This is a genomic window from Nocardia sp. (assembly GCF_025465275.1).
In the GTDB taxonomy this organism is placed as follows: Bacteria; Actinomycetota; Actinomycetes; order Mycobacteriales; family Mycobacteriaceae; genus Nocardia.
On sequence record NZ_JAODNK010000215.1, the window covers coordinates 20891 to 47291 of the forward strand.

25 protein-coding genes and 2 pseudogenes are annotated in these 26401 nt (G+C 63.0%); 9 read left to right on the forward strand and 18 right to left on the reverse strand.

What is annotated here, in order from left to right; translation table 11 throughout:
- Positions 1 to 44 precede the first annotated feature (44 nt).
- Positions 45 to 1934, forward strand: a complete 1890-nt coding sequence (locus JWN03_RS42665) for a DUF2075 domain-containing protein (RefSeq protein WP_297628189.1) — start codon at positions 45 to 47, stop codon at positions 1932 to 1934.
- A gap of 27 nt (positions 1935 to 1961) precedes the next feature.
- On the opposite strand, the gene JWN03_RS42670 is transcribed toward JWN03_RS42665, so the two are convergent.
- The 3 genes from JWN03_RS42670 to JWN03_RS42680 are packed head-to-tail and all read right to left on the reverse strand — an operon-like array spanning position 1962 to position 3865.
- Complete coding sequence (locus JWN03_RS42670) at positions 1962 to 2315, reverse strand: nucleotide pyrophosphohydrolase (RefSeq protein WP_297628191.1); 354 nt, start codon at positions 2313 to 2315, stop codon at positions 1962 to 1964.
- A gap of 9 nt (positions 2316 to 2324) precedes the next feature.
- On the reverse strand, positions 2325 to 3284 hold the full coding sequence (locus JWN03_RS42675) for an exonuclease domain-containing protein (protein ID WP_297628193.1): 960 nt from the start codon (positions 3282 to 3284) through the stop codon (positions 2325 to 2327).
- Complete coding sequence (locus JWN03_RS42680; protein ID WP_297628195.1) at positions 3284 to 3865, reverse strand: hypothetical protein; 582 nt, start codon at positions 3863 to 3865, stop codon at positions 3284 to 3286. The genes JWN03_RS42675 and JWN03_RS42680 overlap by 1 nt, the downstream gene beginning before the upstream one ends.
- 737 nt (positions 3866 to 4602) lie before the next feature.
- On the opposite strand from JWN03_RS42680, the gene JWN03_RS45710 reads away from it, so the two are divergent.
- Both JWN03_RS45710 and JWN03_RS42685 read left to right on the forward strand, forming a co-directional pair.
- Positions 4603 to 4896: an AAA family ATPase gene (locus JWN03_RS45710; protein WP_366914563.1), complete on the forward strand. Its 294-nt coding sequence runs from the start codon at positions 4603 to 4605 to the stop codon at positions 4894 to 4896.
- The gene (locus tag JWN03_RS42685) at positions 4886 to 6712 is read left to right on the forward strand and encodes an AAA family ATPase (RefSeq protein ID WP_366914564.1); all 1827 of its coding nucleotides are present in this window, start codon (positions 4886 to 4888) and stop codon (positions 6710 to 6712) included. The genes JWN03_RS45710 and JWN03_RS42685 overlap by 11 nt, the downstream gene beginning before the upstream one ends.
- A gap of 42 nt (positions 6713 to 6754) precedes the next feature.
- Here JWN03_RS42685 and JWN03_RS42690 read toward each other — a convergent pair whose 3' ends face one another.
- The 7 genes and pseudogenes from JWN03_RS42690 to rnhA all read right to left on the reverse strand — a co-directional run.
- Positions 6755 to 8077 (reverse strand): caspase, EACC1-associated type, encoded by a 1323-nt coding sequence (locus JWN03_RS42690; protein WP_297628197.1) that lies wholly within the window; start codon positions 8075 to 8077, stop codon positions 6755 to 6757.
- Positions 8074 to 8442 carry an effector-associated constant component EACC1 gene (locus tag JWN03_RS42695; protein ID WP_297628199.1) on the reverse strand — a complete coding sequence of 123 codons (369 nt, stop codon included), beginning with the start codon at positions 8440 to 8442 and terminating at the stop codon, positions 8074 to 8076. The genes JWN03_RS42690 and JWN03_RS42695 overlap by 4 nt, the downstream gene beginning before the upstream one ends.
- Before the next feature lie 63 nt (positions 8443 to 8505).
- Positions 8506 to 9798: a DUF4041 domain-containing protein gene (locus JWN03_RS42700; protein WP_297628201.1), complete on the reverse strand. Its 1293-nt coding sequence runs from the start codon at positions 9796 to 9798 to the stop codon at positions 8506 to 8508.
- Positions 9799 to 9810: 12 nt separating this feature from the next.
- Positions 9811 to 10017 (reverse strand): annotated as a pseudogene (locus JWN03_RS45715) (DUF2510 domain-containing protein); the annotation flags it as partial.
- Complete coding sequence (locus JWN03_RS42705) at positions 10017 to 11945, reverse strand: UvrD-helicase domain-containing protein (protein ID WP_297628203.1); 1929 nt, start codon at positions 11943 to 11945, stop codon at positions 10017 to 10019. The pseudogene JWN03_RS45715 and the gene JWN03_RS42705, both read right to left, overlap by 1 nt.
- A gap of 328 nt (positions 11946 to 12273) precedes the next feature.
- A complete protein-coding gene (locus JWN03_RS42710) occupies positions 12274 to 12930 on the reverse strand; it encodes a plasmid pRiA4b ORF-3 family protein (RefSeq protein ID WP_297628204.1) in 657 nt (218 codons plus the stop codon).
- 461 nt (positions 12931 to 13391) lie between these two features.
- A pseudogene (gene rnhA, locus JWN03_RS42715) lies at positions 13392 to 13826 on the reverse strand (ribonuclease HI); the annotation flags it as partial.
- A 324-nt stretch (positions 13827 to 14150) separates the two neighbouring features.
- Between rnhA and JWN03_RS42720 the strand changes: the two are divergent.
- Positions 14151 to 14693 carry a hypothetical protein gene (locus tag JWN03_RS42720; RefSeq protein ID WP_297628206.1) on the forward strand — a complete coding sequence of 181 codons (543 nt, stop codon included), beginning with the start codon at positions 14151 to 14153 and terminating at the stop codon, positions 14691 to 14693.
- 2 nt (positions 14694 to 14695) lie between these two features.
- On the forward strand, positions 14696 to 15697 hold the full coding sequence (locus JWN03_RS42725) for an exonuclease domain-containing protein (protein ID WP_297628208.1): 1002 nt from the start codon (positions 14696 to 14698) through the stop codon (positions 15695 to 15697).
- Here the strand turns inward: JWN03_RS42725 and JWN03_RS42730 are convergent.
- The 3 genes from JWN03_RS42730 to JWN03_RS42740 form a co-directional block, all read right to left on the reverse strand.
- Positions 15645 to 15947 (reverse strand): hypothetical protein, encoded by a 303-nt coding sequence (locus JWN03_RS42730; RefSeq protein WP_297628210.1) that lies wholly within the window; start codon positions 15945 to 15947, stop codon positions 15645 to 15647. The two genes, JWN03_RS42725 and JWN03_RS42730, sit on opposite strands and share 53 nt — an antisense overlap.
- Positions 15948 to 16254: 307 nt before the next feature.
- A complete protein-coding gene (locus tag JWN03_RS42735) occupies positions 16255 to 17661 on the reverse strand; it encodes a hypothetical protein (RefSeq protein ID WP_297628211.1) in 1407 nt (468 codons plus the stop codon).
- The gene (locus tag JWN03_RS42740; protein WP_297628213.1) at positions 17661 to 17984 is read right to left on the reverse strand and encodes a type VII secretion target; all 324 of its coding nucleotides are present in this window, start codon (positions 17982 to 17984) and stop codon (positions 17661 to 17663) included. The genes JWN03_RS42735 and JWN03_RS42740 overlap by 1 nt, the downstream gene beginning before the upstream one ends.
- 248 nt (positions 17985 to 18232) lie before the next feature.
- Here JWN03_RS42740 and gcvT point away from each other — a divergent pair, with 248 nt between their 5' ends.
- Complete coding sequence (gcvT, locus tag JWN03_RS42745; RefSeq protein WP_297628215.1) at positions 18233 to 19333, forward strand: glycine cleavage system aminomethyltransferase GcvT; 1101 nt, start codon at positions 18233 to 18235, stop codon at positions 19331 to 19333.
- An 89-nt stretch (positions 19334 to 19422) separates the two neighbouring features.
- Here gcvT and JWN03_RS42750 read toward each other — a convergent pair whose 3' ends face one another.
- Positions 19423 to 20250: a hypothetical protein gene (locus JWN03_RS42750; RefSeq protein WP_297628217.1), complete on the reverse strand. Its 828-nt coding sequence runs from the start codon at positions 20248 to 20250 to the stop codon at positions 19423 to 19425.
- Between the two features lie 98 nt (positions 20251 to 20348).
- Here JWN03_RS42750 and JWN03_RS42755 point away from each other — a divergent pair, with 98 nt between their 5' ends.
- Both JWN03_RS42755 and JWN03_RS42760 read left to right on the forward strand, forming a co-directional pair.
- On the forward strand, positions 20349 to 21449 hold the full coding sequence (locus JWN03_RS42755) for a branched-chain amino acid aminotransferase (protein ID WP_297628218.1): 1101 nt from the start codon (positions 20349 to 20351) through the stop codon (positions 21447 to 21449).
- A 338-nt stretch (positions 21450 to 21787) separates the two neighbouring features.
- Positions 21788 to 22141: a hypothetical protein gene (locus tag JWN03_RS42760; RefSeq protein WP_297628220.1), complete on the forward strand. Its 354-nt coding sequence runs from the start codon at positions 21788 to 21790 to the stop codon at positions 22139 to 22141.
- Between the two features lie 46 nt (positions 22142 to 22187).
- Here the strand turns inward: JWN03_RS42760 and JWN03_RS42765 are convergent, their stop codons facing one another.
- Complete coding sequence (locus JWN03_RS42765) at positions 22188 to 22901, reverse strand: MBL fold metallo-hydrolase (protein WP_297628222.1); 714 nt, start codon at positions 22899 to 22901, stop codon at positions 22188 to 22190.
- 230 nt (positions 22902 to 23131) lie between these two features.
- Here JWN03_RS42765 and JWN03_RS42770 point away from each other — a divergent pair, with 230 nt between their 5' ends.
- Positions 23132 to 23566 carry an SRPBCC family protein gene (locus tag JWN03_RS42770; protein ID WP_297628224.1) on the forward strand — a complete coding sequence of 145 codons (435 nt, stop codon included), beginning with the start codon at positions 23132 to 23134 and terminating at the stop codon, positions 23564 to 23566.
- Positions 23567 to 23718: 152 nt separating this feature from the next.
- Here the strand turns inward: JWN03_RS42770 and JWN03_RS42775 are convergent, their stop codons facing one another.
- The 3 genes from JWN03_RS42775 to JWN03_RS42785 all read right to left on the reverse strand — a co-directional run.
- Entirely contained in the window at positions 23719 to 24849 is a 1131-nt protein-coding gene (locus JWN03_RS42775) for a homoserine O-acetyltransferase/O-succinyltransferase family protein (protein WP_297628226.1), read from the reverse strand.
- 121 nt (positions 24850 to 24970) lie between these two features.
- The gene (locus JWN03_RS42780) at positions 24971 to 25942 is read right to left on the reverse strand and encodes a carbohydrate kinase family protein (RefSeq protein WP_297628228.1); all 972 of its coding nucleotides are present in this window, start codon (positions 25940 to 25942) and stop codon (positions 24971 to 24973) included.
- A 306-nt stretch (positions 25943 to 26248) separates the two neighbouring features.
- Positions 26249 to 26401, reverse strand: a 153-nt coding sequence (locus tag JWN03_RS42785) for a HesB/IscA family protein (protein WP_297628229.1), incomplete at its 5' end; no start/stop codon positions are given.

Below are 26401 nucleotides of genomic sequence, written 5' to 3' on the forward strand. Positions count from 1 at the left end.
TCTACCCGCACGTCGATTTCGCGCGCCCAGGTGGGGAAGGCAACGTGGCTCTGATTCGTGGAAGTGCTCGCTATCTGCTGACGGAAGCGCAGGCTGGTCGCCTGCATCTGCTGTTGAGCGAGCAGGCTCGGCATCAGTGGGAGCATCAGGCAGGGGCCGGCGAGGTGCGTTCCTGGATGCGCAGTCTGCCGCCGTTGCTGACCGAGCTGGTCGACTCGGGCCTCGGCGATGTCGAGGTGCTGCTCGAGCACAAGCTGCCGCACAGCCCGAAGCGTGTGGACGTCATCCTGTGCGGCGTACACCCGCGGTCAGGAGAGGTCAGCTATGTTCTGGTCGAGCTGAAGCAGTGGTCGAAGGCGGAACTTATTGCCGCCGATATTGTTTCGATCGCCGCCTATACGGATCCTGTCCTGCATCCGGTCGCGCAGGTGCGTGCGTACTGCCAATATCTCGTCGACTCGACACCGGCGCTGGCAGATCTGCCGCAAGCCGTGCACGGTATCGCCTATCTGCACAATGCGACATCCGCCGATATTCCTTCGCTCATGCAGTATCGACCCGACCGTTTCGGTCGCATGTTCACCGAGGACTTCAAGTCCGAACTGGTCGAGCACCTGCGCTCCCTGCTCGATGTGGAGGGTGGGCGAGATCTGGCGCGTGAGTCCGCCGACCGCTTCCTGCGATTCACTCACGGACCGAGTAAGCCGCTGTTGCAGTTGGCTGCCAAGGAGATTCAGGATCGTGAGCAGTTCGTCCTGCTCGATGAGCAACGCGTGGCCTACCAGCTGGTCGAGCAGGCTGTCGCGACCGCACGCGCGCAGCGCACTCAAACCGTCGTGGTGGTTCTCGGCGGCCCGGGCTCGGGCAAGAGCGTGATCGCGCTTAGCTTGCTCGGCGAACTGTCGAGGCAAGGGCGAAAAGTTCACCACGCCACCGGGTCCAGTGCGTTCACGAACACCTTGCGCAAGGTCGCCGGCAGCCGCAATACCCGTGTCAAGACGATGTTCAAGTACTTCAACAACTACGTCGGAGCGGAGCCGCGGGAACTCGACGTGCTGATCTGCGATGAGGCTCATCGCGTTCGAGAGAACAGCGTGAATCGTTGGACCGGAAAGGATAAGCGTGCGCTGGCCGGTCGGCAGGTCCACGAGCTGATCGACGTCGCGTGGGTGCCGGTGTTTCTTCTCGACGAGAACCAGATCGTGAGGCCGGGGGAGATGGGCTCGCTCGCCGAGATCACCGCAGCCGCGGCCGCATCCGGATGCAAGGTGGAAGTAGTCCGGTTGGACGGCCAATTCCGTTGTGGCGGTTCGGATGCCTTCGACGAATGGGTGCGACGGCTACTCGGACTGGACCCGTTACCTCCTGTCAGTTGGACCCGCTTGAGTGCTGGCACTGATGACGACTTTCATGTCGCCGCCGCCGCGAACCCGTCGGCGATGGAGGCATGGCTGCTAAACCAGCGTGAACAGCACAGCGGTACGGCGCGATTGGCTGGCGGGTACTGCTGGCCCTGGAGCGATCCGGTTGGCCCGGCTGACGCGAAGCATCTCGTAGATGATGTGAAAATCGGGGAATGGAAGCGCCCTTGGAATGCCAAGCCGGGCAAACGAGTTCCCGATGCACCCGAGTCCTACTACTGGGCATCCGATGATCGAGGGTTCGGCCAGGTCGGCTGTATATACACCGCACAGGGATTCGAATACGACTGGTCAGGAGTCATTTTCGGGCCTGACCTTGTGAGGCGAGGTGACCGCTGGGTGGCGCGCCGCGAATACTCCCACGACCCGGCCGTCAAGAAGGCGGAGGAGGCGCACTTCGGCGCTCTCATCCGCAACACCTACAAGGTGCTCCTCACGCGCGGTATGGAAGGCACCTGTGTGTTTTCGACCGACCCGGAAACCCAAGAGTTCCTGGAGAAGATGACCGGATAGGACCAGCCGAGTCGGGTAGCGATTCGGCTACCCGAGTTCGGAGTACTTCACCGCGCGCCCCCGCGCAAGGTTGACCGGGTACCGCTGTTCGTTTACCTTCAGCTTCGCCTGAACTGCAGTGGCGAGATCGATATCCAGCACGGTCGAAAGCCGCAGCAGGTAGATCAGTACGTCAGCGACTTCATGCTCGACCTTGACCCGACCTTCCTCATCGTCGCAAAGCGCCTCGCTCTGCTCCGGCGTCAGCCATTGAAAGATCTCCGCCAGTTCGCCGACCTCTCCGGTCAGAGCCATCACCAGATTCTTCGGTGTGTGGAAGCGTTCCCAATCCCGGCGTTGGGAGAATTCCGTCACCATATCCCGCAGCTCATCGATGGTCATGGGCACTGTCTACCAGGTCGGGCGTCTGGTCTCGTCTAGAGGTTTGCCCTCGAGACATCGGAGGAAATCGTCCTCGGTCATGACCTCGATGTCCTGGCCTTTATCCTGACGCTCGAATGCTTTGCGAGCCTTGCCTGTGACATTCGAACCTGGGCGTAGCACGGCAGGATTGATGTCGCCCACGACGAGGACGTTCGTCTTCTTCGTAACGTCTTTGTCGGCCAGTGCGCCGACTCGAGCGCACTCCTGCCAGGCGATGTGCCTGGTCATGGACATCAGGGTGCCGGTGAAAACGACGAGCCTGCCGTAGAGGTAGCCGTCGGGGTCGGCGTTCGGATCGAGTTCAGGCCGCACCAGTCGGGATCTGGTACCCCCGGAAATCGCAACACTGCCTTTGTAAATACCGCCAGCCATCGTGCCGATGCGAACACCAACCGAACTGGCTAGCTCCTCCAGATCGACAGCGTTTTGCGTCCGGGCCAGCCCACGAACCAAGTCCACCACGGCTCTGGCATCTGCGAGCGGATCGTGATGGTCGTCGATCGACCCGCCGAGCGACTCCAGGACATACGGAAGCCGATACGAAGGCAGGGACAGAACACGGCGAGACAGCACCATCGTGCACAGGAATCGCAGGCCCGGCCACTCGATTCGGTCGACTGCACAGGCATATCGGATGACGCCGGTATCGAAGCCTGCATTGTGAGCAACAACGACGTCGTCGCCGATGTAGTCGACGATCGCTGGCAGGATCTGCTCCCAGCTTGGCGCATGCGCGACGGTTTCCTCGCTGATGCCGTGCAGCACAGTGTTGTACGCGTCGAAGTAGTTAACCTCCTCCGGGGGACGGATCAGCCAACTGCGTTCGTCCACCACCACCCCATCGCGGACACGGACGAGACCGACCGCACAAGGCGATCCGCGGTAGGAGTTCGCAGTCTCGAAATCAATGGCTGTGTAGTCGAACATCAGGCCAGGGGCTCCGGCTGCACACGGTCCGCGAACTCGTCGGGGAGGATCGCGATGGTCTGACTATTGAGTTCCGCTGGCATGATCCACGGGCTTTCGCCGGTCTTGGGCGCCATCGTGCGGCGGTGACGTTGCTCGTCGGTGAACAGCCATGCTGCCCACACTTCGCCGGCGTAGTCGGCGACCGCCAGCGCGCGGTACTGCGGTTCGTCTTCGTTCGGTGGAGCGAGCACGGGCGTCGGCGGAAAGCGGGGGATCACAAGGTCTTTATGGTTGCGTGAGTTGTAGTCGCTGATCGCCTCACAGATGCGGTCCTGGTGTGTGGCGGTTTGCCTGATCAGGTCATCGAATGTGTCGAGGTGGACGGCGTGCACGAAGCCGACAGGTGACACCGTACCGGTTGTGAGCACGACCGATCGGCCTGCTGTAAGCGCACGGACCTTCATGTCGTACTCGGGATCGTCGTGCGCGATGACGACCGCGTTAGTGTTGTTGACTCTGGTGCTTCCGATGCGGCTGGTCACCCAGACGGCAGTGGCGCCTGCGGTCGGTTGCCGATCGACGATTGCGAAGCCGAGCATTACTCTCCCGTGAGTAGATGGGTGTACTGGTGGGATCGGAGTGTGGATGGATCAGTGTTACTTCAGCTGGGGCAATTGACCGAAATGTCCAGTGGGCAAGTGGAATCCGCCATATGGTCACGCAAGAGTGATATCTCCGAACGGTGAGGCGAAGCCCGGTTGGTTGCCTTCCAGTTTCATGCCTTGCTTGGAACTTCAGCGCTCGAGGGCGTGATCTCAGATATGAACTGGCGCAACAACTCCATGGCTCAAAGAGTACGCGTTGTGTTGAGCGCCAAGGTCGTTCGTGGATACATGGCCGATATGACGGCAGGAGCAGGCTGGCGGCGTGACGTTCTGGGCGAGGGTAGAGGCCAAGTGCTGTTGGGAACCTATGGATGCCAACGGGTTTCGTGGACAAGGTGGTGGGCATCTGGGTGTGGCGGAGTGTCGTTGGCGTCCGGGTTATCTCCGCTCAGGCCGGGGGCATTGGTGTCCTGACGAAACATACTGAGCCGTATAAATATTCGAGCATGTAACCGGCAGGCAGATCGGAGCGATCAAGTTCGCGACAGGTGTCATGACAGCGATAGGGGACGAAGATTGGTCGTTGAACGTACCGCCGGTCTCACGCTTACCGGCGAGTTCAAGGATGCGCTGTCGCGTCTGGAGCGAGGCGAAAACCTCTTCCTCACCGGTAGGCAGGCACAGGGAAATCCACGCTGATTCGCGAATTCCTAGCGACTACGGGCAGGAATGTGGTCGTGGCAGCACCTACGGGTATTGCTGCTCTCAATGTCGAGGGCTACACGATCCACCGGCTATTCGCGTTTCGACCGGCAAGCACCCCAGAGGATATCCGGTCGGGTAGCTACTCTCCGGGTCGGTTCGCCCCCATCCTGCGCAAGCTTGACACGCTGATCATCGACGAGGCTTCGATGGTGCGGGCCGACCTGTTCGACCTCCTGGTCCTCGCATTGGAACGGTTTGGGCCGAGGCCCGAAACCCGCTTCGGTGGGGTTCAGTTGGTGCTGGTCGGCGATGGTGATTGAGAGCGAGAAGGACTACTTCCAGACTAGATACGCATCCCCGTACTTCTTCTCCGCTGATAGCTACAGTCGCGAGCACTTCCCTACGGTTGAGCTCACCACCGTTTTTCGCCAGATTGGCGACCCGCGACTCGTCGATATCCTTAATGCCGCGCGCGAGGGAGCTTTGCTGGACGGGGCTCGGGCGGAACTGAACTCGCGAACCGATGAAACCTTTCGTCCCCCAATCGACGAGTTTTGGCTGACCTTAACTACGACCAATCGGATCGCGGGTGCCCGGAACCGGGAGATGCTCGGCCTGCTTCCCGGCCTTAAATCGCAGCAAAGGGCGACGAAGACAGGCGAATTGGATGGATTCGAGAAGCCAACTGACGACGATCTTGAGTATAAGGTCGGGGCGCAAGTCATGCTCCTGACTAATGACTCCAGTGATCGATGGGTAAACGGAACCATCTGGCGTGTCACCGGGTGTCGAGTCGACCGAGGTGATCTTGTCGTTACGGTCGAACTTCCTGGCGGCAGTGAGGTCGAAGTGGGCCCGCATACGTGGGAGGTCAGCCGGCCGGTCTTCGAGAGTGGGGCACTCCGTCATCGAGTGATCGGAACATATACCCAGTTGCCGTTCCGCCTGGCGTGGGCCATCACGATCCATAAGAGCCAGGGTCAGACTCTGGACCGTCTGGTGGTTGACCTCAGTGGAGGGACTTTCGCTGACGGGCAGCTGTATGTGGCGCTCAGCCGGTGCACATCGATGGAAGGCCTGGTGCTTCGGCGTGCAGTTCAACCACGAGACCTCAAGGTGGATCAGCGAATTCGCCGCTTCCTTCAGTCGGCCAGACCTGAAACGCGGTCGCGCGGAAATGTGTATCTCGGTGTCTGCACCGTCGGTGATGAAGGGCGGGCGTGGAAGCCGCGGCCAGTAGAGATTGCGCTGGTGACCGACGACGGCACCGAGGTCGCTACGCTGATCAACCCCACTCGTGATCTCGGTGACGCTCGCAGTGTTTACGGGATCACTGCGGGCGATGTGCAGTTCGCCCCGTTGCTGATCGAGGCATGGGCCGCGCTGGCTCCTCACTTAGCCGGGCGAACCCCCATCGGCCTCGATATCGACCGGCACCTCGGATACCTCGACTACGAGCTCAAGCGCAACGGCTATGTCGCACCTATGCCCGTTGGGATCGAGCTCAACGTTTCGAACCTGTCGCAGTTGGACTTGCGACGGCTCAACGCTTTTCGGGCACTTGACCGTGCCCACGCCGCCCGAGATATTTCGAGGCGTTCGGTGGCGGTTGTCAGTGCCGCTGACGTCTTTCCCCCGGCGGAACCCCGAACTGGGTACCTCCTGTCACGAGGCTTTGGGCCGGACTGCTTTCAGGTTGGTGGCGTTATCCCCTCCTCCTCGACCCCTGGGCAGGTCCTGGCGGATTACCTGCGCACCAAAGCCCAACAGGTCCATATGGATAACCGGACGAATCGGCTTCTCCGTGACGTTGAGGCCCGGCTCGGACACACCATCCTCGATTCCGACGTTGATGTCAGCGAACAGCACATCAACGCCGTCCTCGTCGCGGGAACTCGGGTCTGCTTCACCGGAACATGCATCGACGAGGACGGGAACGAGCGGACCCGAAGTGAGATGGAAAATCTAGCTGCAGCTCGTGGGCTCGTACCGGTGAAGACTGTCACCAAGAATAAATGCGATGCCCTGATCACCGCAGAAGCCGGATCACAGTCGGGAAAGGCCAAGACGGCGATTGCCTACGGCAAGCCGATCTTCACGGTGGAACAGTTCTTCTTCTGGACCCAGGCTGGCTAAACCGACACAGCCACAACAAGATTGAAGAAGTGATGGTTCAGCTTACTGTGACTGTCTTTGTGAGACCGGACCGCGTAGCTTCTCGTTGGTGCGTTGTGCCCGTTGGTGCCCGGCTCGCTGCCACCAGGTGGTGGCCTCGGAAATTTGTCCGCGATAGCGGAGTCGAATCGCGAGGTTGTGCATCGCGTCAGTGTGGTCGGCTTCGGCGGCCCGCTGGTACCAAGTGAGGGCTTCGTCGAGGTGTCGGGATTTATCGAGCATGATGGCGAGGTTGTACATGGCGTCGGTGTTGCCGGCTTCTGCCGCTCGGCGCCACCAGAGTTCAGCGTCCCGCAGTTGTTGTATTTGGTGCAGCAGGATTGCCAGGTTGCCCATGGCGTCGACGTTGCCTCGCTCGGCGGCTTCGCCGTACCACACGTGCGCTTGGCGGGCTTGTCCCCGCCCATGAAGCAGGTTGGCGAGGTTGTTCATCGCGCCGGTGTGTCCTTGCGATGCGGCTTGCCGCCACACAGACTCTGCTTGGCGGAGGTCGCCCTGGTCGGCGAAGCGCCGGCCACACTCGAAAAGCATGTCGACATCGATACCTGGGCCGGCAGGTCGTTCGATGATCGGCGCGATCGAGACATCGCCGCTGGAGAGCGGTCGGACGTCGGGTGGGGTGAACAGGCACAGTTCACCGGCAACGTTGACACTTCGTCTTTGGGGTCGGGGGTAGCCATCGCGGTGCAGGGTCTGGTCTATCTTCTGGTACAGCTGATCGAGGGTGAGGCCGGTGGTGGTGGCGGCGCTGAGTAGAGCCGCGGTGAAAGCGGTGTGGCGGTGGCCTTCGGGCGCGATCGATGGTTCGTTCTTTGCGGAGGACGCGATGGTGTAGGTGCCCTGGATGTCGATTTGGCCGTCGATGAGCGAGGAGGGTGTTCCCATTGCCTCAAACGCTCGTCCGGAGAAGCAGCAGTCCAGGATTAGGATGCGTGTGCGGGCCGGGCTCGCGATGATTTCATCGCGCATCGTCGCAAACGGGACTGAACTCCACTCTGGGTGATCACGGCTGGTGCCGGTGAGCGCCAAGTACAGTCGCCCGCGCCGGTCGACCACGCCGTGTCCGGCGAAATACACCAACAGGACACCTTTGGCTTCTCGCGCGGCTGAAGCGACCGCTGTTCCGACTTCCGTGTTGTGCTCGGGATCGGTTCGAACATCGCATTGGCTTTTGGCAAGTGCACTGCCGCTGGGAGCAGTCAGGAGCCGGGCGAGGTCCGCGACATTGTTGCCAGCAGCCGGGATGTCGGGGAATTCTGGATCGATGTACCGGCTCACCCCGATCAGGGCGGCCCGCCACTCGCTGCGATCCGGATCTGGTGTCACTGTGGGTTGTTGGGCCGTTCGAGCATGCTCTGCAATGCCTGGGTGATCTCTGGTGTCTTGATTCGTTTGGCGTCGATGGTGATCTCTGTGTGACCGTCGATCTTGAGGGTGACGGCGATATCGGATCGGCGGACGGTGAACCACGCTGTCAGGGACCGGGCCAGCGCAGGTGCGATTCCGCCCGCGCCGACAGCAACGACAAGCACGTCATAGAGGTCACCCATCTGCCCCGGACGAATCCGGGTGGGAGGCAAGCTCACTTGGCCCCGGAGCTCATCGTCATCGTTGAACCATTCGAGGAGCTGGAACAGGTCATCGGCGCTGCCATTTGTCTGGATCGTCAACTGGCCCTTAGCTTCCGGCATGCTGTCCATCCTGCCGTGCCCAGCCTCACCAAGTATGAGAAACCGGCGAGATCACACGCGCGATCATTGCTGGCTGGTGTCGCGGGGAACAGTGAGGCTTTGGCGGTACTCCACGGCTTCAGCGAGCTCGTTGAACTCGAGGAGCTGTCCCGTCAGTGCCTGTAGGTGCTGGCGTACCTCTGCAGGTGTGGCGTAAAAGAATTCGCGACGCTGGTTGACCTGATTGACGCGCTTGTGCGCCAAACGGCGATGTAACTCGGCTTCGATTCCGGCCGCGTCCTCGGCGTAGAACAGTGCGTGGACGTCGTATCGAAACGGCACCGATGCATTGCTCAGATCGCGGATGCGGTCCGACGGGTCGTAGCGGCGAGTCATGCCGATCTGGACAACTCCCTCGCCGAACGCGCCGATATTGGAGATGACGTACACATGGCCGATGCGAATGTCGCCCTCTTGGTCGGTGATGGTGGTGATGGCACGTTCCAGCGCTTCCAACCGTGCTCGCAGGTCGTCCGCGTCCGCGGTGTCGTCTTTGTGTGCGGATTCGAGCGCGGTGAGGGCGTCGCGGGCCTGCTGTTGCTGTTGTTCGAGTTTCGCTCGCTCGCGGGCGAGTTCTTCGTGGGCTTTGCGTTCCTCACGCAGGCGGTCGCGTTCGTCGCGCTCGGCTTGTTTCTGGCGGGCGAGCATCTCAAGATGATCAGCGGTCATCCCGAGCTCGCGGCGGCGGAGTTCGTGGAAATACGGGGCTACACGCAGCTGCATCGTCTTGCCCAGTCGTTCGATGGTGATAGAGATCTTGTCGAGGCGTTCGAGCGCCGAGTTCAGTTTGTACGGTTTGAGACTGCGGACGAGGTTGTCGGCTTCGGCGTTGTAGGCGCGCAGCATCAGCATCGAGTATTCGCGGATCATCTTGCGGCCTTCAGTGATCGACCCGTTGACCGTCCAGGTAAGCGATGCCTCGATAGCGCCGCCGTCGCGGCGAGCCAGCGCCTTGATTTCACCTTGTAGGTGCTTGAGCGCGTCGCGGTAAGCGACCGCGTCCGATAAGGGGTGGCGGTATTCGTAGATGCCGATCTCCTGGAGCACCTGCTCCTCTCGGGTGCTAACAACTTGCGTGCGCAGGCTCCCCAGCAGCGTCTGCTGATCGATGATCTGCGCTGCGAGCTGCCCCCGCAGCCGCTGCAGTTCGGCGACCTCGAGTCCTCCGATGCTCGCCAATTGCGCTTGTAGCCTTTGATTTTCGGTGAGCGCGTCCGCGAGCTCCTGCGATTGCCGCTTCGCATAAGCGCGGGTACCGAACAGCGGAACCTTCTCAGCCTGCGGGACGGCGTCACGGGTCTGGTCGGTGGTGTCCATGGCAGGGTTGGGTACTTGGTCGGCTGTCCATTCAGTGCCGTTCCAATACCTCAGAAAGCCCTCGTCCTGAGGGTCGGGATACCAGTTCGGTGGTGCGGTATTCATTATCCCCCTTGTCGCAGTTACTGTTTTGAGGACGCCAGCACGGCCGAGACCTGGTATAGATCGAATGATTATTGGAAGCGTCGACGCCAAGCTGCTGGCCCTGTCGAGCCTCATCAGCCCTGGATACGGCACTCCCAGACATAGTCGCGGGCTCGGCTGCGGGCCACCATGATTTGGCGCGCGGACAGTTCCGCATCATCGGGGAGGGCGGATTCGCGGACGATATGCAGGACGGCGGCGAAGTCCATGCCCTTCGCGCGGTGGACCGTTCCGACCTTGATGCGTGTATCGTCGGTGCCGTCGTAGTGTTCCAGGGATAGGGCGTGAAAACCCTTGCGCTCCAGTAATTGTCGTAGGTGTTTCGCATCTTTTCGGGTTGTCGTGATCACCGCGATGTCGCCGGGGGCGAAGCCGCAGTCGCGTATCTGATCGACCACGCGCGTGTCGACCGCGTTGGCTGCGACCGTTTCCAGAGTGGCTGTGCCGTCAGGCAGTACCGCTTCGCTGTCTCGCAGGGTGAAACTGGGTGCACCGTCCAGGTCGTCCACGGTGTTGACCGCGTTTACCTGCTGTGCGAACGCAAGGATGGCCTCACGGTTTCGATAGTTGATTTGGAGCTTGGCCCCACGTCCGACGATAGGTACACCGGCGTCGCGCATTCGCCAGCCGCCCGGGTATACCTGCTGTTGGCCGTCTCCGACGAGCAGGAGTCGGGAGGTAGAGGTTCCTCCGGCGATCTGATGCACCAGGCGGAGCTCCACAAAGGTGAAGTCCTGTACTTCATCGACTACGACCAATCCGTAGGGGTCGTCCTGCGGTGCGGCGCGCAATTCGTCGGTGGCAGTGGTGATGAGATCGTTGAAGTCTTTCAGGCCACGCTCGGCCAGCAAGGCCTGGTAAGGGTCGAACAGCTCGTTCCAGACGATTGCCCGCTGTGAATTGCCGAGCAAGACACCATGACGGTGTTTGCGTTCAAGCTGTTGGTACTCCTCAAGGGCGGTTAGTCCGCGCCCCTTGATGATCCGGTGGATCTCGTCCTTCCAATAGGACGGACTGGGATGGACCGGCGTGAGGTGATCACGTGCCACGCCACGCCAGACGCGGCTGAAGGTGTCCTCAATCTGTCCGTCGTCCGGCTCGATAACTGTTCCCCGGCCGCGCAGAAAGCCTTTCGCCCAAGCGTGTAAACCGATGAACTGTGCCCGGCTCTCGGCGTGCGGTGCAAGCTGCAGGAAACCGGACTGGTGATAGGTCGGCAGGGTTTTCACGAAGCTGGTGAACAACATTCGGCCGGGATGGTGCTTGGCGAAATGAGCCATGCGATGGATGGCGACAACAGACTTGCCCGTCCCTGCGGGACCACTGAACCGGGCGGGGCCGTTGAAGTTTCGGTACACCAGATCCAGCTGCTGCGGATCCAGAAATGTCATCCAGTCCTTGAACGGGCGCTTCAGCATTCGGCTGCGCTCGTCTTCGCGCAGATCCGCGGTTTCGAAGAGCCCGTCTGCGAGTACGGTTTCGGCACTGGGTGCGTCATCGGCCGAAATCAGCTCGAACCGGTCGAACCGGGCTGCGACGCCGAACGCGATGTCGCGGGCACGCTGTCGAGCCAGCTGCGCGGCGTTCTCGAACAGATACTGAGGCAGGGTCTTCGGGTCGAGCATGGTGTAGACGCCCGAGAGCGGCGGAAGCGTAACCTGGTCGGTCAACACCAGCAGTTCGATCATATGTGGCACGTACTGATTCCGGCCTGCCGTCACGTTGACGAACGTTTCTTCGGCGCGCACCCGGACCCGCGTCAGGTCGCTTCGATCGGGCACGTTGTCCGAGAAGACGAAGGCAAAGACCCCGGTCGGTCCGACCGCGAACGCGCCGGCCCGCCCCGGAGGCGGGAAGGGCTCGCTGCGGTCGATGAGGACGTGCCAACCACTTCGCATGAGCGGCACCGATAGGAATCGCCGGTGCACTGCCGATAGCGAGCCGAACCCGGTCAGCTGCTCTTCAACCCACTGGCGTCGTTTCTCGAATCGCATATCAGGCATCGACAACCCCCCAGAGCTTCTCTCGATATCCGCGAATGCCCTCAGCCGCAATTAAAGTATCGGTGTCGGGTTCGCAGAAGGACTGTCGCTTCGATCAGGTTGGCACGGAATGGCACATCCTGTGCGAGGTTCGTTCGCGTCAGTGGTGCTGGCCGAGGTTGCGACGGTGGATGGGTGGTTCATTGAGGACCTGGACACGCTGTCCAACAGGCTGATCCGGCCGCCATGGCCCGCTATTGTGGGACAAGTTCACGCGAACCGAATTTCGCGTGGCATCGGGCGCGGATCTTCCAGGAACTGGCCGACGAGTAGTCGGCCCGCGAATCGGCTACCTCACGTCACGTCCGTAGCCGAACTGACTGGCCAGTGCCCAGTTGATCTCTTCGATGACGAAGGGGCTGGGTTCGGCGTAGTCGGATTCGGTGATGATGTCTTCCGGGCTGACGTAGTGGAAGGATTCGCCTTCGTCGTCCGGATCCGCTCTGCGGGAAAAGTATTCGTATCGGGCTATGCCGCCCGCGACGTCTGCGGGGCAGTCGCGCCGACCGCCCGCGCAGCAGGCGCGGGGCATTTTCGCGGTGCGGGGCAGGATCTCTTCGACGTAGATGTGGTGCACCCAGGGGTTGGCGAAGTCGTAGATGTAGAACAGGGTGTCGCCTGGGGCGGTGAGGAGTTCGTCCAAGCGGACCTGTTCCTCGGGGACGGCGGGGTCGCCGTCGGCGACTGCTTCGGGGCAGATGTAGCGATCTGCGGTCGGGTCGTCGAAGGCTGCGCCGCAACGGAATTCGTGGGAGGCACGGTTGACCCAGCCGAAGGATGCGCCGATGACCTCATTGAGGTCGTTGAGGAACAGTTCGGAGGAGACATCCAGCCATCGGAACAGTGGCGGCTCGGTGCCCACGACTGTCGCGTGCAAGCGGAAAGTGACCGGCCGCTTGCGGCGCGGTCCACGGCGGGATAGGGAGGGCGGCTGTGTGTCGGCCACGAGGCGACATTAGTTGATGTGGTGAAGAGGTATGTCGATTCCGCAGAAGGTCGCAGGTAGCTCCCGGGGAATGACGGTGCCACGCCCCACTGGTCGCGCGTCCGGGCGGCTCGCACGGTGAGCACGGGGCCAGATGGAGGTATCGGCAGCCTTTCAGATCTCGGTGCTCACGAACCGGCCAGGTCGAGCAGCGATGGCGTCGTATCGGTCCTCGAATCAGGCACGTCGTAATGGGTTTTGCAGCGGCCGCCTCCGGTGGCGATGCCGCATGGTTTGCCTTTTCGATTGATCGCGCCGCATTGCAGCGCCGGGTCGTGAATATGGCACAGCCCGGATTCGCGAGCGGCGTTCGGGCAGGCCGTGCCCGACTTCGTCAAGGCGCGACAGGGGTTCGTGGCTGGGCCGACAGCTTTGCGCGGAGAACGCTCACGCGGTGTCGAGGCGCCCGGCTGCCCGCCGTACCCGCCGGCCTCGGTCGCACCCTGCACCGCCAATCGGTCGGCTCGTTCGTTGTCGGGATGCCCGGCATGCCCTTTCACCCACTCCCATTCGACCTCGTGAACGGAGCAGGCGGCGTGCAATTGCTGCCAGAGGTCCGCGTTTTTGACCGGCTCCTTCTTCTGCGTGAGCCACCCGTTGGCCTGCCACTTCAGAACCCATGAGGTGATCCCGTCGCGCACATAGGTGCTGTCGGTGAAGATCCGCACCTGTGCAGGGCGCTCGAGCCGCTCCAGTGCCCGGATCGGCGCTGTCAGCTCCATGCGGTTGTTGGTCGTAGGGCCGGGATCGCCGCCGTGTAATTCGAGTTCGCGAGTGCCGTAACGCAATACGGCTCCCCATCCTCCTGGTCCAGGATTCGGACTGCACGCGCCATCGGTGTAGATGTGAACCTCCATGCCTCCCCCTGTCTCGCTCCGGGTCCTGCTCGGATACTCCATGATTTTCACTCACGCCCGGGTTTGCGGGGAGGAGATCGAGTGGAACCTGTCGGGCGACGTCATCCCTACGCTGACCGGTCTGTGAAGATGTATCGAGTTATGCTGTCTAGCAATGTATTCCGGCTGCTCGATTGACCCGCTTCGAAACTGGACTAATGGCACAAATCGCGCAAGCAGTGGCAGCTTCTGGCACTTTTCGGTACCGGCCCCGAAACTGGCGGCATGTCGGACCCATGCTCTACGGTGGCCGGTGCAGACTGTCCGCAGAGGACTCGGAGCGCCATGAGCATGATGAACCAGACTGTGCTGTCGCTTGTTGTTGTGCTCGATAAAGTGGGCGACCGGTTGGTTATTTGGCATGTGAATGTTGGTCGGGGGATGGGGCTTTCGCGGCTAACGGGCGCTTGGGTGGTTGGACTCGATCAGGAGGATGTGATCTCGACGCTTACGGCTGGGTGTTTCGCGATCTGGTGTGACGGTGAGGTGGTTGCAGGCACGGCGGAGATGGGTGTTGTCGACCTCGATGCGACTGTGGATGCGGTCCTAGACGAGGTTGCGGTGGTGGACGAGCGGTTCACCGAGCATCAGGAAACCCTGTCCAGCAAGCTGATTCGTCCGCAGTGGCCCGCTGTTGCGCATCCGAGGGTAGCTACTCCGCCACTGCGTGAGATTGATGAAACCGTCCGTCCGGCATTGTGTTTGGCGCATGGCATCGCGGATCTCGCTGATCGGTGGGCGGAGTTCGAGGCGCTGCGGGTAGCGCGCCCGTTCCTGATCGAACAGGACGACAAGGCCGCTCGCCCGCTGCCGCTCGTGGTGCGGTGACAGTGACGGGATTGTCGTTCGCTGCAATCGACGTCGAGACCGCAAACTCCTCCCGGGGGAGCATCTGCGCGGTTGGTGTCACGATCGTTCGCGACAGTATTCGCGAAGAGACCTACTCATGGCTGTGCCGTCCTCCTGCCGCAGTGGACTTCTTCTCACCACACAACATTCGCGTGCATGGCATCCGGCCTGCGATGGTCGCGGACCAGCCCACGTTCGCGCAGCGTTGGCCGGAGGTGCACCAGGTGGTCGGAGACCTTCCCCTGGTTGCGCACAACGCCGGATTCGACAGCGGCGCTATCCGAGAAGCGTGCCGCCACAGCGGAATCGAAGCCCCGCGTTGGGAATTTAGCTGCAGCCTGGCGATGTCGCGGCGGCACCTCGATCTCGACGGTTATCGACTGCCGGATGTCGCTGGCGCACTGGATATCTCGTTGATCGCCCACCACGACGCCGCAGCCGATGCGAGGGCCGCCGCCGATATCGTGCTTGCGCTCGCGGCGAGGGCTGGGGTTGATTCGCTGGGTGAGCTCGAGCAGATGGTAGTGCTCGAACGAATGAAGGTCGACCTGCCGTTCCGGCCGGCGCTGCAGGTCAGTCGGCCGCGCCGATCAGTGTTCTCCCGTGAAGAATTGGTCATGCCCGAGATCGCCGGCACTGATCCGAGCCACCCGCTCTATGGCCAGATCGTCGTGTTCACAGGCGATCTCACCTCGATGACCCGCCAGCAGGCATGGGACGCGATCGCGGACCACGGTGCGACTCCGGCGAAGAACGTCACCAAGCGCACCACATGCCTGGTGATTGGTGACCGGTTTACCGGTTGTGACGCTGCCAGGTTCACCACGACGAAGGCTCGCAGGGTAGCTGAGTTACACGCGCGAGGTCAGCAGATCGAAGTGCTGGACGAGCAGCGGCTGGTTGCGTACCTCGAACCTGTACCGGTGGCCGTCACCGCAGCAAGTTTTCCCGGACCCATGTCAAGCACAGCATCAGGACGATGAGCGTCAGTGCGCTGAGGAAGGTTATTGCGAGGCCTGTTCCGATTTGGCGTGATCGTCCGCCGGCGAGGCACAGTGCTGCGATCACTATGAGCTCGATCAGGAAGAACAGCGCTAGGAAGAAATACGCGAAGCCGAGGGTGAACAGTGACGTGACGTTCAGGAAACCGCCGACAGCCGCGCTGATGAACGACGCTCGCCCGAACCAGGGGCCCCTGGTACGCAGATTCTGTTCGTTGTTGAGTGCAGTCACCACACAATCCCTACGTTGCTGTAAAGGCACATCTCGAAAACTGATGTGACAAGCCATGTTCCGGTCGTTGCGACTGCGGCCCAGGCGACTGCCCGTGCGGTGCCGAGACCTCGCCGGAACAGCAGGATCGCGGCTACGGCGCTGACACCGGTCGTGATCAGGAATGCGCGGAGTGGGTAATCGGAACCATCCAGGTTGATGATCGCGACGCTTGCCCCGAATATCAGTGACTGCATGACGAGAAGCGCGGCGACGCTCCATGTTGCGGCCCGCCAGTACCGGACTTCCGATTGTGACCGTAGTGACATCAGATCATTCCTTTGGGCACGAGTACTGGAACGTGGGGCGGTGCGGTGACGGGACCGAATACTGTCGACGGCTTGATCGCAGTCTTGGTGTCGTAGTCGGGATTCCAATCGTAGAAATCCGAGAAAGCCTTGGCGCCTGAGCCGATGTCGTGATGGAAAGGCAGGTTCATCGCCGGACCCCATGATCTGCCGGTGACCGCCGAATCGATGGCGACCGTGCTGGTCTGGCCGTTCGGACGGTCCTGGTAGACCTCCAGTGACGGGTAATCGGTTCGGGTGCCATTGACCTGGACACCCTTGTCTCCCGGTGTGAAGACCAGATCGCCATTCACAGTGATCGTATGGTCGCCGAGAGCCCAATGGCTCTTTGCCACGCTCGGCGCGAATGGATTCGCCGCGTCGTATTGAACGCGTACCGCGCCGTCCGGGTTCTGCCAGACGCGACCCTCCGGAGTTGCGACTTTCACCTCACCGGGTGTTCCGTCGCTGTTCTGTTCCACGGACGGGTTCTGCCGCATCACCACGATGCCGTTGTCGTAGTCGACATAGGCGGTCACGCGCGTGTGTTCGGGGTCGAAATTGGGGTCGGTGGTGCGGTTGTCGCCACGGTCGCGCGGGAAAGGATTGGTGCCCTTGGGTGTTGAGGTGACATCGCGCTGTTCGATGAATTGGCCGGTGCGCACCACACCCTGCCCCGGGACCGGAGTGATGCGGACGACTCGGACCTCCGGTTCGACGCCCTGGTATTTCGGATCGTAGCTCTTCGGATTCAGCGACTCGGCGGTTGCCCAATCACTGGTGCCCACCGGCGGTCGTCCGAAGACCTGCTCGAATGCCGCCGCAGAGGTGCGAATTCGCTCGGGATCGGCTCTGGTGTCCGAGGTCTTGTCGTTCTGGATTTCGGTGTTGGCTGCGACCAGTGCCGCGGCGGGAGCCATCGCCGCCAGCTCCCCATTGGCCGCAGCGATTTGCGCGCCCCATTGGCTGTCGATCGCTTCGAGCGTCGCAACCAAGCCGGACAGCTTCGAAAGTTCGATTCCCGCTTCGGAATTCCAGTCCTCGACGCCGCTGACAGTCCAGTCGTCGGCCACTGCGACGGGCGAGCCGCCGTAGTGCTGGAGGATGGAGCGGATTTTCGCCAGGGGATCGGCGAGGTCGCGGGCGGCGCCCGCGCAGGCGGTGGACAGGTCGTCGTAGGCCGTGGCTATGGCGCGCATTTGGGTTTGCTCGCGATCGGCTCTGCCCTCGGCCGATTGGCGGGATGCGCCCTGCCACAGCAGGTTATAGATGGTGTCGTGCATGGCGCCGGAGGATTTGACGATGGCGTCGGCGATCTTGGTGGCATTGTCGGCGTTGGTCTGGAGGCCGGATAGGTCCCAGGTGGCGAGTTGAGCAGGGGTGGGCATCAGTTGCCGCCCGCATGGGGGTCGCCGGAGTTGAAATCGGTGAGGGCGGCGAGACGCTGGGCTGCGTCCTGATCGGTGCCGTGGAAGGTGTCCGCTGCCACTACCAGGACTGCGGAGAACTCGTTGAATCGCGCTTTCAGGACCTTCTTGGCCTGACTGCTCAGCGGGTCGGATTTGCTGAGAGCGGCACCGGTCGCTGATCCCGGCAGCTTCTCGGCAACCGGTCCGGCACCGAGGTGGGGTGCGCCATCTATTTGACCGGTCAGCAGAGCAATGGCCCCCGCGGCGGCGCGGAGGCCATCGGGATTCACTTCGAACGACATACTGCTCCCTCGACCGCTAACTTCCCGCAGACTCTATCGCAGCGTTTGACCTCCATAGCCGGGCGGCATTGCCATCGATGCAGATAGGAGGGCTACGGCGACCAGATGCCGCGCCGACCGGCAGATTGCCGCACTGCGGTTCGGTATCGCGGATGGCACCGGCAGTTCGCTGGTTGGGTTCCACGATCAGATGGCGTAGCGAATTACCGGCATCACGGCCGCTATCCCGGACCGATAAGCTGCTTCGGGTGACCGACGAGAAGCTGCTGCAGGGGCCTATTCATGCCGTCCACGTCGAGTTGGGCGCTACCTTCGCGCCGTTCGGGGGGTGGGAGATGCCGGTTTCGTATGCGGGGACCGTGGGGGAGCACACCGCTGTCAGGACCACGGTGGGGCTGTTCGATGTCAGCCACCTGGGGAAGGCCACGGTCAAGGGGCCGGGGGCTGCTGCGTTTGTGAACTCGGCGTTGAGCAATGACCTCAATCGGATTCGCCCGGGGAAGGCGCAGTACACGCTGTGCTGCACGCCCGAGGGTGGTGTGATCGACGATTTGATCGCCTACTACGTGAGTGATGACGAGATCTTCCTCGTGCCGAATGCCGCGAATACTGCTGCGGTGGTGGCGGAGCTGCAGAAGGTCGCGCCCGAGGGGATCACTGTGACTGATCAGCATCGCGAATATGCGGTGCTCGCGGTGCAGGGGCCGAAGGCTGCGGAGGTGCTCACTAAGCTCGGGTTGCCTACCGAGATGGAGTACATGGCGTACGAAGACGCCGAGTGGGACGGCCGTCCGGTGCGTGTATGCCGTACCGGTTACACCGGCGAGCAGGGCTATGAGCTGCTGCCGCGCTGGGATGACGCTGGGGCGGTGTTCCGGGCATTGGTGGCCGAGGTCGAGGCTGCCGGCGGCCAGGCCGCTGGGCTCGGAGCGCGCGATACGTTGCGCACCGAGATGGGGTATCCGCTGCACGGACATGAACTGTCCGTTGATATTTCGCCATTGCAGGCGCGCACGGGCTGGGCTGTCGGCTGGAAGAAGCCGGAGTTCTGGGGCAAGGCTGCACTGGAGCAGGAGAAGGCTGCCGGCCCGCGGCGAATTCTGCTGGGGCTCAAGGCTGTCGACCGTGGCGTGCTGCGTCAGGGCCAGACGGTGATGCGTGGTGACGAGCAGGTCGGTGAAACCACCTCTGGCACTTTCTCGCCCACGCTCAAGGTGGGTATTGCGCTTGCGCTGCTCGACACTGCCGCCGGCATCGAGCCCGGCGATGAGGTCGAGGTCGATGTGCGTGGACGTCGCCTCAAGTGTGAGGTCGTCAAGCCGCCGTTCGTCGAATCCCACACTGCCTGAAGCAGATCGGCTTAATCGTGCACTAAGCGGCCCTGGCGGGCGGTTTTCCGCCTGAACAGGTGGCTGAGTGCACGATTAGGCCGAGGGCCTCAGCACCAGGTGCCGACGACTACGTTGTCTTGTTTGCAGTCGGCCTGCGCGAGATTGGCAGGCCGGACCGTGGTGTACATCTTCCGCATGGTGTCCGCGGTGGCAGCGTCGGCAACGCCTTGGTCTGCGTAGATGACCATGACCACGGCCTGCCCGATCTTGTCGGTGAGCGCGACGGCATGCAGCACGGCCGAGGGCGTGTTCTTGCAGTCGACCGGCCCCTGATTGGTGATCGTGGCTGTCACATGCGCGGCGGCCCGCCCCTGAATGGTGAGTGTTTCGGCAGCGCTCAGCGTGATCGTCGAGTTCGAATTCCCGCTGTCGGCCGTGGCGGCCTTGGACCAGGTGTCGGCCACATCGCGCGCCGCCCCGGCCAGATCGGCGATCTTCGATCCGGTGATTCCGGCGATCGCCCGGGGGCTGTAGTCCCCGCACGCCTTCTCGTTGAAATTCGATGCCCCGCTCATGACCGCCCGCAGCCCATTGCCTTCGAATCCCACAATGGTGGTCGGACTCGGCACTTTCCAGTCGGCGGGCACGTCGTATGCCGCACTGCGGGACACGGAGTAGGCGGTCTGCCAGCCTGGCGTCACAGCGGGGATCACAGCTTTCGCCGCGGTCGTCGTCGTAGTAGTGGTGGAGGGCGTATGCGTCGCAGTGTCCTGCGGCCCGTATTGGTCTGCGGGAAGCGCGTTTCCGGCCACCACCCGCCCCGGTTGCATCGCAGCGACAACGAGAACGGCAATGGCCGCCAACGCCGTCACAATGATCAATGCCAGCACCCAGGGCCGGTTCGAGCGGGCGGCGGGCGGAGACTGCGAATACACGGCCTCACCCTATCGGTGGCACCCCAGATTGCCCGGTCCGGACAATGCTGGGAGGCCGGATCGCTCCATTCGGCACCCGAGGTTTTAGACTCCAACCCATGACAGTTGCCGCGCAATTCACCCGTACCCCGCATCCCGCCCCGACCCCGGCGGAGCGGCGACAGGAGATTCTCGCGGCGCCCGGTTTCGGGCGATTCTTCACCGACCACATGGTGTCCATCGATTACCTCGACGGGCAGTGGACCAATGCGGAGGTCAAGCCCTACGGCCCGCTGTCCATGGACCCGGCGACCATGGTGTTCCACTACGGACAGGCCATCTTCGAGGGTCTCAAGGCGTATCGGCAGGCGGATGGCAGCATCGCCACCTTCCGCGTCGACGCCAATGCGGCGCGCTTCCAGCGGTCGGCGGCCCGCATGGCCATGGCCGAGCTGCCCGAAGAGCTGTTCATCGAATCCGTGCGGCAACTGCTCGAGGTCGACTCCGCGTGGGTGCCGCCGGCCGGTGGCGAGGAGTCGCTGTATCTGCGGCCGTTCATGTTCGCCACCGAGGCCGGACTGGGTGTGAAGCCTGCCAGCGCCTACAAGTACCTGCTGCTCGGCTCTCCGGCCGGCGCGTATTTCCCGCGTGGTGTGAAGCCGGTGAAGGTGTGGCTGTCCACCGAATACGTGCGCGCGGCTCCCGGCGGCACCGGTGAGGCGAAGGTCGCGGGTAATTACGCGTCCTCGCTGCTGGCGCAGAAGCAGGCTTCCGAGGAGGGTTGCGACCAGGTCGTCTGGCTGGACGCGTGTGAGCGCAAGTACGTCGAGGAGATGGGCACCAACAATCTGTTCTTCGTGTTCGGCACCGGTTCGGAGGCGCGGCTGGTGACGCCGGAGCTGTCCGGTTCGCTGCTGCCGGGCATTACCCGCGACTCGCTGCTGACGCTGGCTGCCGACTCCGGTTACAAGGTGGAGGAGCGGAAGATCTCGGTGGAGGAGTGGCGCAAGGGCGCTGAATCCGGTGAGATTTCCGAGGTTTTCGCCTGCGGGACCGCTGCAGTGATCACGCCGGTCGGCACAGTGAAGTCCGCCGAGCGCGAATTCACCATCGGCGGAGGCGAACCCGGCGAGGTCACCATGGCGCTGCGCGACACCCTCACCGGCATTCAGCGTGGCACGTTCGCGGACAGCCACGGCTGGCTGCGCACCATGGCCTGAGTACGGCCATCGCCTCGGCGCGCGGTTCCAGGGGTATCGAGGCGACTGCGGCGATCTCGGTGGTGGGCGCCGGGGGAGTGGACCGACGACACCTCCATGGCCGGCGCGGTGGCGCGTGCGGCCGCGGAGTCGGTGAACCTGCACGAGGAGCCCGGGCTCGGTTGCCCGGGCCCCGGGGCGCTCCAGCGGTCGGCCGTGGCTGCTTCGAGTTGGTCGATACCAGAACGTCTGAGTGCCTGAAAATACCGAAAAACGCCTGCTCCGAACGGTTTCGGAGCGGGCGCTTTCGCGTTGAAAGCGCGGGCAAGGTTGTCGGTGGTCGGCGCTACCTTTGAGTGGTGAGCTACGAATTTGTGGTGTTACCAGCGGGAGCTGTGGCATCGCCGGGGGATGTGGCCGCGTATGTGTTTACGCAGCAGGGGATTCCGGTCGATACACAGCTGCAACGACTTGTCGTGGCGGGGTTGCACGTGTGGAACGCGCGACTACCGGCCATCTATCGGCACGCGAAAGTCGATATCGAGGCTGCGGGAAACATCGTGCGGGTGTTGCCTGCCGACCGCTACGACCGGCGGTGGACCCGGTCCAAAGCGGTCGATAGTTCCGCGACCGCCGTGCTCTGCTTCCTCGCCGATCTGACCGTAGGGCGCTATCTCCTCTATGACGCAGAGGAGAACGAGCTGTGGGCGTGATCGGCGAGGAGTTGTTGGCGCGATCGGCGAGGAGCTTCGGCCATGATCAGCTCGGCATGAACATCTGCCACTCATCGAGCGTCTGCGGGCGCATGACGTAGTTCTTCTGCACGATCGTGGACAGGTCTGCGCTGGGCTCTTCCGAGTACCAGTGGCCGGGGTAGACGACTGGATTGCCTTGCAGCGCAGCGAGAGAGCGCAGGCTGCGGAACATATCGTCAGAGTTGCCGCCGGGGAAATCGGTGCGGCCGCAGCCGTCGACGAACAAGGTGTCGCCTGCGATCAGCCTGTCCTCGAACAGGAAGCACTGGCTGCCCGGCGTATGTCCGGGCGTGTGCAGCAGTTCGATCTCGAAGTCGCCGACCTTGACCTTGTCGCCGTGCGCGTGCCCGGTCAGCTCGCTGGGCGCGATACCGGTGACATTCGCGACCCACGGCAGCTCTTCGTTATTGACGTGCACTGCCACATCGGTCTTTTCGAGCAGCTCCTTGACTCCGCTCAGCGTGAACCCGAGCATGGTGCCGCCCACATGATCCGGATGGTGGTGCGTGGCCAGCACGCCGGTCAGCCGCATCCCGTCGCCCTCGGCGATATCCACCAGATCCGAGGCGGCGTACGCGGGATCCACGACCACGCACTCCCCGCTCTCCCGATCCCCGATCAGGTAGGCGAAGTTCCGCATCTGCGTGGCGATCGGGTCACCGACGGCCCAGTCGCGCCCCGCGAGCAGCTGACGAAAATACAAACGGTCCGAGCCCATGGTGAGCAGCTTATTGCCACCGGGTCCCATCGCAGCACCCGGACCTGCCCCGGATCAGGGTGTGCCGTCAGCGGTCCCACCGGAACGGTTCCTCCTACCTGTGCCCTCAGTCGTTCCGCAATCACGTGTGCGCTCGGCCGGAGGTCACGGAATCCGCGTACAGGTTGGAGCTTGCATGTAGTCGCGACAACAATTAGTGTTGTCGCGACAACATGATTGGAGTTCTTGTGATGTACGAGATTTCGGCCGAGACGATCATCCGCGGGGATCTGGCGGGCGTGTGGGCGACCGCCACGGACGTGGAAGGGCGTCCAGGATGGGATCCGCACGAGCAGACGGCCCGACTGGACGGGGCCTTCGCACCCGGGACCACCGGATGGTCCAAGCCGCGCGGCGGACCCGGCGTCAACTGGATGATCACAACGGTCGAGCCGCTGCGCCGATGGGGTTCGCAGAGCAGGGTGCCCGGCGGAAAACTGGTCGGCGAGAACCGATTCGAGGATCTCGGTGCGGGTCGTATCCGTTGCCACAAGACCGTGCGAGTGACAGGTCCGTTCGCCGTGCTGTTCAGACTGTATTTCGGTAAGCGGATCCGCCGGGATTTCTTCAAGACATGGGCTGCCCTCGAACTGGAAGTGGCCCGCCGAGTCGACCTCGACGTCTGAACACGCGCTGACGGCCGCAGAGTGCATGGTTGGAATCGGCCACCGCTGTGTCCAGCAAGATCGCGACGTCAGGTTCGTCGATCCCCGAGGGCCTCGCCACGAGGGGTGAATGGCGTAAGGGGATGGGTGATGGCGTCATCCTGCGGGCGAGTTCAGTAAGTGGGCACCAGAGCGCCGGTCGCGCAGCGGGCGTGGATGGCGTGAATCCAGTTGGCGAAGAACTGTTGTGCGTGTGGGGACCACGTGTGCGCGACGTCGTCGAAGGTTGCGGGGAGGGGGAGGTCGTCGAGTAGGGCGGGGTCTCGGCGGGTGCGGAGCAGGGTGGCGTGGTCGATGAGCTGCCGGTGGGTGTCGGCGGGGAAGAAGTTCAGGGGGATGTCGGGGAAGGGGCGGGTGGGGTCGGCTATCCAGCGGCGGAGGTCACGGCGGTATTCGCGGGCCATGGTGTCGCAGCGGTATTCGGGGTGGCCTTGGACGAAGACGTGGTGCAGGCCGTCGGGGGAGGTGGCCAGGTGCCATTCGGCTTCGGCGGAATCGAGGAGGATGGGGACGCCTGCTGCGCGGAGGTCGGCGGAAGTCATTGCGTTCCAGCGGGAATGGGGGACCGGCACGGTGCCCACGAGACCGGCGGTCAGTGAGCGACCTGCATCACCCGCAAGACATGAATCGTCGGAGGGGCCTGCATCGCCCGCAAGACCTGCATCGCCCGCAAGACCTGGATGGTCGGAGGGGCCTGCGGCAGCCGCGAGACCTGAGCTGCCTCCATGTACTGCGCAGCCGGGCAGGCCGGCGATGTGTGCGAGACCTGCGGCGAATGGGCTGGCATCCACTGCCGGCCCAATCTGCCGGTGGGTAGTGGCAGCAGCCTGGAGCGGAATCGTGTGCGCGAAGACGCCGTGCCGCCGCCGGGGGAGCCGCTGGCGGTCGATTCCGTGGAGCAAATGCAGTGCCGCGTGGGCTGATTGGCACGAGAACAGCACGGACGTTGTGGCCGAGCACTCGGTGAGAATGCGCGAAATGATCGCCAGGCAGGGTTCGGCGCTGATGTCGGTTCCGGTGGGTTCACTGCCGCTGATGATCAACGCATCCATGGTGGTCAGCGCAGGCCAATCGACCTCGTCGACGGAACCCCTCGGATCTATGCCGAAAACAGTTGTCTCGACCCGATTCTCGTCACCGGCCACCTGGCCGGTGGCACCGTGCACCGCCTCCAGGAACACTCTTCGTGTCATGCTGTCCGGCCGGGTCGAAATGAGATCCACAATGCCGACCCGTACCACCATCATCAGGTCCTTCGAAACGAGCTGTCGTACATAGCCGGTCGCGGACGACCGGGGATCGGCGCAAAAGAAACCGCACGCCGATCCCGAGATCAGCGTGCGGTACGAAAGAGTCCAGCAGGTTTCAGCGGAGAATCGCTTCGATCTCGGAAGCCGCTTCGGGGCCGTAGGCCTCGCGCAGGCGCTTGAGTGCGACGTCGTGGTCGAGGGTCCACTCCTGGGTGCCGGTGGTTTCCAGGATGAGAACGGCGATGAGCGAGCCGAGCTGAGCGGAACGCTCGAGGGACAGGCCCGCCGAATGTCCGGTGAGGAAGCCCGCGCGGAAGCCGTCGCCGACGCCGGTGGGATCGACCTTGGCATTGTCCGGGACCACATCGACATGCAGCTCGGTGCCGTCGCGGTCGACGATCTTCACGCCCTTGGAGCCGAGGGTGGTGACCCGAATACCCACGCGCTCACCGATTTCGGCCTCGGTCAGCCCGGTCTTCTGCAGCAGCAGGCTCCACTCGTACTCATTGGTGAACAGGTACGCGGCGCCGTCGATCAGTGACAGCGCCTGCTCGCCGTCCAGGCGCGCCAGCTGCTGCGAAGGGTCTGCGGCGAACGGGATTCCGGCTTCGCGGGACTGCGCGGTGTGCAGCACCATGGCGTCCGGATCGTTCGCGCCCACGAGCACCAGCGCCAGCTCACGCTCGGAAGCCAGTGCGCCGATGGAGATTTCGCGGGCCTCGCTCATGGCGCCGGGGTAGAAGGACGCGATCTGCGCCATGGTCTCGTCGGTGGTGCAGACGAAACGTGCGGTGTGCGCCTCGGTGGAGATGCGCACGGCGGAGCAGTCGACGCCACTGGATTCCAGCCACTGCCGGTATTCGGCGAAGTCGGGGCCGACCGCGCCGATGAGCAGCGGGGTCTGGCCGAGCAGGCCCATGGCGTAAGCGATATTGCCGGCCACGCCGCCGCGGCGGATGACCAGATCGTCGACGAGGAAGCTGAGGGAAACGTGTTCGAGCTTGTCCGCCAGCAGTACATCGGAGAATTTCCCCGGGAAGCGCATGAGGTGGTCGGTCGCGATGGAGGCGGACACGGCGATGGTCACGGGCGTCGATCCTTTGGTGACGTGCGCTGCGCACACCTGCATGCGGGACGGCAGTCGCGGGGCCGGTGGGAGGACGGACCGAAGGGTCCGCACTCTAGAAAATACACTGTCCGAGACGGATAGCTCCAACTCTCGGAGCTCTCAGGGGCTTCGCCCCCGAACCCCAGGAGCTTCTTGGGGGCTGCGCCCCCGAACCCCCGACAACAAAACCCGGGAGTTCTGCCCCCGAATCTCGAAAGGTGTTGCCGCCCGGACATAGTGCAGCGCGGAACTTCCCGGGGGATGTTCCGCGCTGGTAAGGCTAGCTCAGTTGAAGCTGTCGCCGCAGGCGCAGGAGCCGGTGGCGTTGGGGTTGTCGATGGTGAAGCCCTGCTTCTCGATGGTGTCGACGAAGTCGATCGAGGCGCCCTGGATGTAGGGGGCGCTCATGCGGTCGACCGCGAGCTTGACGCCGCTGAA